The sequence below is a fragment of the Deltaproteobacteria bacterium genome, assembly GCA_019308925.1.
GTDB lineage: Bacteria > Desulfobacterota > B13-G15 > B13-G15 > RBG-16-54-18 > JAFDHG01.
The window spans coordinates 1-8,581 of record JAFDHG010000085.1 but is presented as its reverse complement, the minus strand read 5'-3'; the positions used below and the strand labels follow the sequence as shown (position 1 = coordinate 8,581).

The window sequence follows — 8,581 nt, the reverse complement described above, 5'->3', positions numbered from 1 at the left end:
AAGATCATGCCTTAAAGCCCGTTGGGTTAGCTTTTCATGTAGGGTCACAGACAACGGACCCTTCCCCATTTGTCAATATTTTGCCGAAAATCAAGTCTGTTGTTAATGAATTACTAGTGTTAGGTTTTGATATCTCTCTCTTAGATATTGGCGGAGGGTTCCCCTTGTTTCGTGAAGGAAGCTCTGTAAACATTGAAACTTTCTGTCGCCCAATAAAATCTGTGCTTGATAACTTTTTTCAAAATTTTAGGATTATTTCAGAGCCAGGTCGCTTTGTTGTTGGAAATGCTTGTTTTTTGGTCACTAAAGTCATTGGAAAGTCGATACGGAAAGGGATCATATGGTATTATATAGATGATGGGCTTTACGGTTGCTTTTCCGGAAAAATTTATGATAAAGCTGACTATCCTGCCCTTGCGTTGAAAAAGAGCGGGAACAAAGAGTACCCTTGTATGATCGCTGGTCCAACTTGCGACTCTTTTGACGTGATTTTTGAAAATAAATTATTGCCAGAGTTAAATGTGGGGGATTATCTCATATGTTCCTACATGGGGGCATATACATATAGCAGCGCGACAGATTTTAGTCTCTTGAGAAAAGCAGAATTAGTAATAATTGAGGAGGAAAAAGATGAGCTTAAGCTATAAACCATATTTTGAAGATCTTTGGGATTTCTGGTTTAGGGAGTTTCACAATGGCAAGGTAGGTATGGCTTATAAAGTTAAGGACATATTGTATAGCGGTAAATCAAAATTCCAAAAAATAGAGGTGCTCGAAGTTCATGAATACGGCAGGATGTTAATCCTTTATGGTTCTGTAATGTTAACAGAAAAAGATGAGTTTATCTATCATGAGATGATTACCCATGTACCTGTTTTCGTTCACGAGAATCCTAAAGACATTTTGGTAATAGGCGGAGGAGATGGGTGCGCTTTGAGAGAACTTTTAAAACATAAAGAGATCAAAGAAATTCATTTGGTGGAAATCGATGAAAAAGTAATCGAAATATCAAAAAAATATTTATCAAATATTTGTCAAAACAGTTTTAACGATTCCAGGGTTAAAATAATACCTGACGATGGATTTTACTATTTAAAAAAGTCAACCCAAAAATATGATTTGGTCATTTCAGATGCTCCTGATCCTCTACCTCCTGGTGATACTTTATTTAAAAAAGACTTTTTCCGACTTGTTAAGGAACATCTGAAAGATAAAGGAATATTTGTCTCTCAAACAGAATCACCCTTTTATCATGCTGACATATTTAAAACTACATATAAAAATCTGTCTTCGGTATTCAAAACAGTTCAAGTTTATTTGGCTTGGATACCAACATATCCCAGCGCTTTGTGGAGTTTTATGATTTGCTCTGATTTTTATGATCCCCTGAGGGATTTCAAAAAAGACAAATATAAAAAATATCTTGATGCAGGATTTAATACAAAATATTATAATGATAAGGTCCATTTTGCTTCTTTTGCTTTACCAAATTTTGTTGAAGAGATTCTAGGAAACGAAACCTAATAGTTTTGGACTGCGATCTTTAACATGGGGATGTTTCAATGCAAAGGGGAAAAGAAAAAGCAAGCGCAGTAAGAATCAGTTTGCTAGATGTAATGTATGGGGTAGTTCTTGCTTACGGCTTTGGATTTTTTGATAAGATTGAGAAAATAGATCAACATGTTCTTCTTATCCTGTTTGCGTATCTAATTATAGTTGTTGACTGGATTTATGTTCATAATAAATATGGGGATGGAGATTATGCAATTGATCTATTTGTATTAGATATTTTAATTCTTTTTACTATTTCCAGATTATTTGCACTTTCAATGAAAGATGATTATTCATGGTATTGGTTATGTATGAATATTCTGTTTGTTTTTCATATTATTTGGGATGTTTGTGCGGAAAAGAGAAGATTATTACATGGGTACAATTTTTATTGTTCCATAGGTGGCGATCTGATTGCAGCATTATTTTTTCTCATATTCTATTTTCTCTTTTTAGGAAACATATTACAGCCTACCATCTTCTTAAATGTAATAATGATCCTTAGTTACATTATCGCATGCTTAACCTGGTCTAAAAAGTTCTCTATAAAATTTAAAGCCCTCTTAATTCGTACTAAAAGGTTCTTTTTATCGAATTAAGATTTCTTGTCAAAATCTGCAATTTAGGAGAACTCCCCATGTTTGCCAATTGGGGATTTTCACTTAGCTATCCATGACAGATGAAAAACATCTTAACTTGCCATGAAGCGAGAACGCAGATAAGGATGAGGAAATAAGCGCTTTCACATCGGGAGTATGATGGACTACGATGTAATCATCATCGGCGCTGGGTTAGGGGGGTTGGTGTGCGGCGTCCTTCTTGCCCAGAAGGGGCTGCGGGTGGTCATCTTTGAAAAGAGGACCAAGGTAGGGGGGTGTTGCACCTCTTTCACGCGCAAGGGCTTTACCTTCGACCTCTCTGTCCAGTCCATCGGGGGGTGCAGGGAGGGGGGGAGGGTTTGGAGGTTGTTGGATGACCTGGGTCTAAGAGAAGGGATAGAATTTCTCCCTTTGGATCCAGGCCGCGAGTACTACTTCCCCGATCTGAAGATCCGCCAATACACCGATTTGAGCTCCCATGTGGAATACCTCTCCTCCCTTTTCCCCCAAGAAAGGGAGGGGATCAGGGGATTGTACCATATCTACCACTCACTCTCTGAGGAGATAGATCGCTTCCCCTACACCCTCTCCTGGTTTGATCCCTCACGTTTTGCCCGGGAGTTCCCCTTTACCTTTCAGTACCGGGACAAGACCCTCCAGGAATTGCTGGAGGCACTCATAAAGGACCCCAGGCTCAAGGCGATCCTGGGGGTGAGGAGCTCCTATGCCCTGCTCCCCCCCAGCAGGCTTTCTGTGATCGCCATGGCCTCTTTGGAGATGAGCTACCTGCAGGGGGGGGTGGCGGTTGTAAAGGGGAGAATGGAGGCCCTGCCCCAACTCCTGGCCAAGGGGTTTACGAGGTGGGGGGGGACGATTCAGACCCGGCAGGAGGTGAAGGGGATCATGGCCGAAGGGAGAAAGGCAATGGGGGTGCGGCTCAAGGAAGGAGGGGTGATTACTTCCAGGGTGGTGATCTCCAACGCCGATGCCACCACCACCTTCCTGAGGATGATCGGAGAGGAATGCCTTCCCCCTGGCTGGGCCAAGAGGTTGAAGGGGATGAGGCCCTCCTTTTCCTATTTTATCATCTATCTGGGGATGGAGGGGGAACTGGACCTTTCTTGCTCCAACAACGAGGTCTTCTCACACTACGATTTGGAGCAGGAGTATTGTTATCTGGAAGAGGGAAAGATCCCTTCTTCCCCTCCCTATTATCTCCTCGCCCCATCCTTAGTGAATCCCTCCCACGCCCCCAAGGGACATAGCACCTTGTGCCTTAGCTACAAGGCCCCCTACCGCTTATTAGGAGGGTGGGATGAGGGGATGAGGGGGGCCCTTGCCGAGCGGATCATCTCTCAGGCCGAGGAGATGGTACCCGACCTGCTTCAAAGGATCGTCCTGCAGGTGAGTTCCACCCCCTTGACCATCGAGAGGATGACTGGTAACAGGTGGGGGGCGGCCTATGGTTGGGCTCAGATCCCCAGACAGGCGGGGATATATCGGTTGAACAGGGTCTCCCCCATAGATGGGCTTTACCTGGCTGGCCATTGGACTGCCCCAGGAGGGGGGGTGGCCGCGGCCATGGCCTCGGGTCAGATCACCACCAACCTGATATGGGAGAGGTTGAAGGAGGAAGGATGAAGTTTCTCAGGGGCTGCCTCATCCCTATCATCACCATTGCATTGGTGATGGGGTGTGTACCTAAAAGGTTGCCGGAGGCAGAGATGGAGAAGGTTCCCCTTTCCCAGGCCCTTGCGGCGGCCCTCAGCAGATATCATGGGGTGAGCTCTCTTCAGGCCCGGCTCTTCGTCAAGGTAGAGGTGCGGGAGGAGTTACACCTCCTGCGGGGGGTCCTCCTCTATGAGAGGCCCGTCCGTTTGCGTTTGCGGCTCACCTCGACGCTTGGCGCGACGGTAGGGGAAGTGATCTACTCCGAAGGCCTCCTCCATATCATCCTGCCCAGTGAGAAAAAGATCTATATGGGGTGGATAGGCCAGGGGGACTCCCGGGGAGGAGATACCCTCATCCTCAAGATGGCCTATAAGGATTACCAGGAGATAGGGGGAGGGCGTTTCCCCACCCGCATCTACGGCGAGGTTGAGGGGAAAGGGATCAGGTTTGAGCTGAGGCTAAAGGGGCCACATGTCGACCTCCCCCTGCCGGAGGGGGCCTTTGTCCCCATCACTGCAGGATGGGAGGTTTACCCACTGGCGGACCTGAAGGGGCTCCTCTCCAAGACAGGGGTTGAGGAGGGGCCATGAAGATCAAGTTCATCGTCCCTTGCTGGCCCAAAGATAGCTTTTGGGATGTGATCACCTTTAAGTTCCCCCATTTGAGCACCACCCTGCTGGCCGCCCTCACCCCTGAGGGTCACCAGGTCTCCATTCACGATGAGGGGATCGCCCCTATAAATTTTGACCAAGAGTGCGATTTAATCGCTATCACCGCCATGACCCCCTTGGCCCCACGAGGGTATGAGATCGCCGAGGAATATCGGCGCCGGGGGGTGAAGGTGGTCATGGGAGGGATGCACTCCACCTGGCTGCCGGAGGAGGCCATCGCCCACTGCGATGCGGTGGTGATCGGAGAGGCCGATGAGATCTGGGTAGAGGTAGTCAGGGATGCGGCCAGGGGGGAGTTGAAGAGGTTCTACCAACAGGAGGGGCGTACAGACCTTGCCCGTTTACCCCTGCCCCGGAGGAATCTCTTGGACCCTCAAGGCTATTTCTTTGAGAACACCATCCAGACCACCCGAGGATGTCCCTTCGATTGCGAATTTTGCTCTGTGACGGCCATGTATGGGGGGACCTATCGAACCCGCCCCCTAGAGGAGGTGGAGAGGGAGGTCCGATCCCTGCGCAGGGCCCAGGCCTATATCTTTTTCGTCGATGATAACATCGTGGGCAACATCAGATACGCCCGTGAACTCTTCACCATGCTTTCACAGTATCGTCTGCGTTGGGTAAGCCAAGGTCCCATCACTATCGCCCAGGATGAGGAGTTAGTCCGCCTCATGGCAAGGGCGGGATGTCACGGGATGTTTATAGGATTTGAGAGCCTCAGCCCGGAGAACTTGAAGTTGATGGGTAAGAGGACCAACAAGGTGGAGCAATATGAAACGGGGATCAAGCAGTTACACGATCATGGGATCGGCGTTCACGCCTCTTTTGTCTTTGGTTATGACTACGACGACACTTCGGTCTTTGAGAAATTTTTGTCCTTTGCGCACAGGACCCGGATCGATGGGGCCTTCCTGCCTGTGTTGACCCCCTTTCCTGGGACCAAGATCTACCAGCGTTTGAAGAAGGAGGGGAAGATACTCACCGAGGATTGGAGCAGATATGACATGGCCACTGTAGTGTTCAGGCCAAAGATGATGACAGTCGATGAGCTTCAGGAGGGATTCTGGTGGGTCAACAAGGAGTTTTACTCCCTGCGCTCCATGGTGAGAAGGATCTTTCAGCCCTTTGCCATGCGCCGCAGCCTCATCATCTTCGGCCCCATGAACCTGGGTCATTGGCCTGCTGTACGTAAGGCCAAAAGGCATTTCTACCGGGAGGGGACCCCTTGTTGGAGTTCTTCTTAAAAAAGGCCCTTCAGCTCTCCTTACACCACCCCAAGCGGGTCTTGATATCCTTCCTTCTAATACTTGTCTTGGCCTTTCTGGTCACCGGAAGGTTGCGGTTTGAGACCGATTGGTTGCAACTGCTGCCCACAGACCGCGGGGCATTAAAGGTCTTGGTGGAGGATTTAAAAGGTTTCGGCCACCTGGAACATCTCTATATCCTCCTGGAGGGAAAGGAGGAGGCTGAATTGATCGAGTCCGCTCAGGGGCTGAGGAGGTCTCTGGCTGATTTGGAGATAGGGGGGACAAGGGCCTTCAAGCGGATCTTCCCGGGCATGGAAGGGGATATGCGAGGATGGAAGGAGGCCCTCGCTATCTATCTTCCCTATCCCCAGCTCTATCTCCAAGAGGAGGATGCCGAGGAGTTCAAGAGGAGACTCTCAGAGGAAAAGATCCTGGCGGAGATCCGCAAGGCCAAAGGTCTCCTTATAAGCTACCTTTCACCTGGATGGAGGGGCTTGATCGTCAGCGATCCTCTTGCAATGAGGGAGTTTCTGTTCAAGCGGTGGAGGGGGAAATCGCCCTGGGCCCCCTCCCTCATTGAAGGCTATCTCTTATCCCCGAATAGGAGGGCGCTTCTCATGGTGGCTGAGCCCTCTTTCCCCTCTGTTGCCTGGAGGTCCTCTCAGGAACTGGTACAAAGATTAGATGAGCTAAAAGGGACCTTCCCCGGAGTGAGGATCTCCTTTGTGGGCCCCCATACCATGACCGTCGGAAAGGCGGGGATCCTGCGCCACGACCTCTTGACCTCCTTTCTGGGCTCCTTTGCCATGGTGTTGGCCCTCTTTCTCCTCTCCTACAGGAGGTGGGTAACGCTGCTCTTTGTCGGGCTTCCCCTCATGGTTGGGGTCCAGCTCACCATGGGGGTGGCCTCGCTGTTCACAGGAGGGCTTAACCTCATCACGGTCTCCTTTGCGGCCATCATCGTGGGATTGGGGATAGACTTCGCCATCCATATCTACCATCGATATCACCATGAGCGCTCAGCCGGCAAGGGGTTGGACGAGGCAATGGAGATCACCCTTATGAGGACGGGGAAGGGGGTTTGGACAGGGGGGCTTACTACCATCGCCGCCTTCCTTACCCTGTTGCTGGCCCGCATCCAGGGGATTGTGGAGTTGGGGATCTTGGTCGCCTCGGGTCTCTTTTTCTGTCTGTTGACCATCTCCCTGGTGCTGCCCTCCTTCTTGGTCTGGGTGGAGAAAAAGGGATATCAATACACACCTCTAAGGGAGTGGGGTTTGGCTCGCCTAATCCCTTTTCTGAAGGCGCATTATCGCACTATCCTCATCATCCTTATATCCCTGGCCGTCTTCGGAGGATATATGGGAACAAAGGTGAGGATTATGGGGGGGGTGGAGGGATTTCGCCCCCGGAAGATGGAGGGGATGAGGGCCCTAGAGAGGATGCAGGAGGAGTTTGGGGGTGAAGGCAAGGGGTTGACCGTGCTCCTGGGGGGAGAGGACCTCGATCAACTCCTGCAACAGCAGGAGGCCATTGCCAAATCCCTCCAGGATAAATATGGGGAGGGGATCCTCTTTTGCTCCCACCTCGCCCAGTTCATCCCCTCTACTAATAGGCAAGAGAAGGTACTGGCGAGGCTGCGCATGGGGATGGACTATGAAAAGGCCGCAAGTTCCCTGAAGAGGGCCTTAGAGGCGGAGGGTCTTAACCCGGAAGTCTTCTCCCGGACACAGGAGATGTTGAAAAGGATAGCCCATAGGGAGACCCCCATCCCCCCGGCTGCACTCGTGCAGCGATTGACCCTAACCCCCCTGGCCGAGCCAATAGAGAGGTATGTGGTGCAGGCAAAAGGGGGATATAAATTGCGACAGGAGATCCGATTCGATCCAGCAAGGGTCGATCCCCTGCAACTGCAAAGGGCGATAAAGAGGATTGTGCCTCAAGCCGAGTGCACGGGCCTAGAACTCGTCGCCCTTCAGCTCCAGGGGATGGTGAAGAGGGATTTCACCCTCCTGGCCCCCCTTGCCCTATCTCTGGTGCTGCTGTTGCTCTTCATGCACTTTAAAAGACCCCTATGGGTGGGGATGGCCCTGTCCCCCTTGCTGGCTGGGGTGGCCTACATGCTGGGAATAAGCGCTCTTCTGGGGATGGAACTTAACCCAGCCAATGCAGTGGCAATCCCCTTGATCCTCGGCATAGGGATTGACGATGGAATTCATATCGTCCATCGATATCGCGAGGGAAGGGACATAGGGGAAGCAGTCAGGTATACTGGCAGGGCAGTCGTCATGACCTCATTGACCACCATGGTGGGTTTTGGCTCCCTGAGCACTTCCCACTTCCCCGCCCTTTCCTCCCTGGGCAAGCTCGCGGTCATCGGGATCGGCGCTTGTCTGCTCACCTCCCTTTTGTTGCTACCATCTCTGATCGTGGCGATTGGTGAGAAGGGAGGACGCGAGAAAAGGAAGTCTTAACCTTCGTTCTCATAAGATCAAAAGTTCGAAGCTGACGGCTGATTGCTGACGGCTGAACGCTTACAACAAACCTTTTCCTTGCCGTTTCAATAGCACAAATACTGGAGTTTCCTGACTTTTTAATATAGAAATTGTTATTGTGTAATAGTATCAATATGTTGAAGATAGAGATATCTGGAATCCCCCTTTTTTGAGTTTTAAAACAGTGATCTAAACATTTCAAATACTTAGGAAAGTTTCTTTCCTCAAAAACATATAGAAACTCCTATAATCATGAAAAACTCAGGAAACTCCAGTAAGATAAATACTTGACACTACTAATTATTTATGTTTAAATTTTCTATATATTAGATAAAAAGAAAAACAAA

At 49.5% G+C, this 8,581-nt stretch carries 7 protein-coding genes; all 7 read left to right on the top strand.

Features of this window, described 5'->3' with window-relative positions; genetic code table 11:
• Window positions 1-647: type III PLP-dependent enzyme (locus tag JRI46_11555; GenBank protein ID MBW2040202.1), on the top strand; the 647-nt coding region annotated here is incomplete at its 5' end.
• Window positions 631-1,524 carry a polyamine aminopropyltransferase gene (speE, locus tag JRI46_11550; protein ID MBW2040201.1) on the top strand — a complete coding sequence of 298 codons (894 nt, stop codon included), beginning with the start codon at window positions 631-633 and terminating at the stop codon, window positions 1,522-1,524. The genes JRI46_11555 and speE, both read left to right, overlap by 17 nt.
• 38 nt (window positions 1,525-1,562) lie before the next feature.
• Window positions 1,563-2,150 carry a hypothetical protein gene (locus tag JRI46_11545; GenBank protein MBW2040200.1) on the top strand — a complete coding sequence of 196 codons (588 nt, stop codon included), beginning with the start codon at window positions 1,563-1,565 and terminating at the stop codon, window positions 2,148-2,150.
• Window positions 2,151-2,306: 156 nt separating this feature from the next.
• Window positions 2,307-3,791, top strand: coding sequence for an NAD(P)/FAD-dependent oxidoreductase (locus JRI46_11540; GenBank protein ID MBW2040199.1), 1,485 nt, complete (start codon window positions 2,307-2,309; stop codon window positions 3,789-3,791).
• Window positions 3,788-4,411: a hypothetical protein gene (locus JRI46_11535; GenBank protein ID MBW2040198.1), complete on the top strand. Its 624-nt coding sequence runs from the start codon at window positions 3,788-3,790 to the stop codon at window positions 4,409-4,411. Before JRI46_11540 ends, JRI46_11535 begins: the two co-directional genes overlap by 4 nt.
• Window positions 4,408-5,736 carry a B12-binding domain-containing radical SAM protein gene (locus JRI46_11530; GenBank protein ID MBW2040197.1) on the top strand — a complete coding sequence of 443 codons (1,329 nt, stop codon included), beginning with the start codon at window positions 4,408-4,410 and terminating at the stop codon, window positions 5,734-5,736. Before JRI46_11535 ends, JRI46_11530 begins: the two co-directional genes overlap by 4 nt.
• Window positions 5,721-8,213 (top strand): MMPL family transporter, encoded by a 2,493-nt coding sequence (locus tag JRI46_11525; protein MBW2040196.1) that lies wholly within the window; start codon window positions 5,721-5,723, stop codon window positions 8,211-8,213. The genes JRI46_11530 and JRI46_11525 overlap by 16 nt, the downstream gene beginning before the upstream one ends.
• Window positions 8,214-8,581 lie beyond the last annotated feature (368 nt).